A 1,420-nucleotide genomic window follows, 5' to 3' on the forward strand; every position below is an offset into this window, starting at 1 on the left:
GGCGCGGCAGACACTATGGGGATTTGAGTGCTGCGGGCGAGTTGGCCGATCGAGTTCGAACCGATGCGGCGAGTTGCGCGCCGGTGTTGCGGTCGTTGAATGAATGGTGGGCAGCGTCGAACTCTAGGAACTGTTGGCGGATTGGCGATGACATAAGAGCGTTCGGGTGCACTCCGCCGTGGCCAGTCGATGGGCAGCTGGCGAGATGACCAGTTTTGCGGAATGGCGGTCGCGCGGTCATGAGGTGTCGATCCTGATGAGGCGGGTTGGCGCGGTCGATTGATGGCGAGGCGTTGCGCCTGGCTCAAAGACTTCGATGACGATCATGCGGCCGCCGCAGCATGGACATGGTGGCTTGCTGATGTCGGCAATGGTCTCGGCGGCCTCATCCTCACGATCTTTGACGGCGAGCAGCTCGCGCGCGCGTTCGATATTGCCGGCGCAAGCGCCGCGCGCCAGCAGGCCGTAGTGGCGGATGCGGTGGAAGCCCTTTGGCAGCACGTGGATGAGGAAGCGGCGGATGAACTCGAAGGTAGCGAGCGTCATGCGCTTTTGACGGTCGCGGCCCTTGACCGGTAATCCTTCCACCTGAAGGCGACGCCGTGTTGGTCGAAGGCGATCAGGCGGCTGTTGGCGATGGCGACGCGGTGGGTATAGCGCGACAGATAGGCCAGCACGGCCTCAGGGCCGCCGAACGGACGCTTGGCATAGACGACCCACTCGGTCTTGCGAAGCGGTGCAAGGAATGCGGCGAATGATCGCGTCGCGGCGAGATGAGCGTCGTCGCCGAAGAAGCTCAGGCGCCCCGCCTGATGGAGGGCAGCGAGGCGCTCCAGGAACAGCCGCCGGAACAGGCGTGAGAGCACGCGCACCGGCAGGAAGAAGCCGGGCCGGCAGGACACCCAGCGCTGGCCGTCAGGCGAGATGCCGCCGCCCGGCACGATCATGTGCACATGCGGATGGTGGGTCATGGCCGAGCCCCAGGTGTGCAGCACGGACGTAATGCCGATCCGGGCTCCCAGATGCTTCGGGTCGGCAGCGATGGTCAGCATCGTCTCGGCCGAGACCTTGAACAGGAGATCGTAGATGGCAGCTCTGTTCCGGTAGGCGATGTCGGCGATCCGAGCCGGCAGCGTGAACACGACGTGATAATACGGCACCGGCAGCAGCTCGGCTTCGCGGTCGGCGAGCCACTGCTTGGCCGCGGCGCCCTGGCACTTCGGGCAGTGCCGATTGCGGCAGGAGTTGTAGGCGATGGTCGTATAGGCGCAGTCCGCGCAGCGCGCGACATGGCCGCCGAGGGCTGCTGTGCGGCAGCGCTCAATGGCCGACATCACCTTGAGCTGGTCGAGGCTGATATGGCCGGCATGGGTCTGACGCCATGCCGGGCCATGGTTGCGGAAGATATCCGCAACCTCCA

1 pseudogene is annotated in these 1,420 nt (G+C 65.1%); it reads right to left on the reverse strand.

Features of this window, described 5'->3' with window-relative positions:
* Positions 1 to 237 precede the first annotated feature (237 nt).
* Positions 238 to 1,420 (reverse strand): annotated as a pseudogene (locus YY7_RS56255) (IS91 family transposase); the annotation flags it as partial.

It is taken from the genome of Bradyrhizobium elkanii WSM2783, from assembly GCF_000472865.1.
Taxonomy (GTDB): Bacteria; Pseudomonadota; Alphaproteobacteria; order Rhizobiales; family Xanthobacteraceae; genus Bradyrhizobium; species Bradyrhizobium elkanii_A.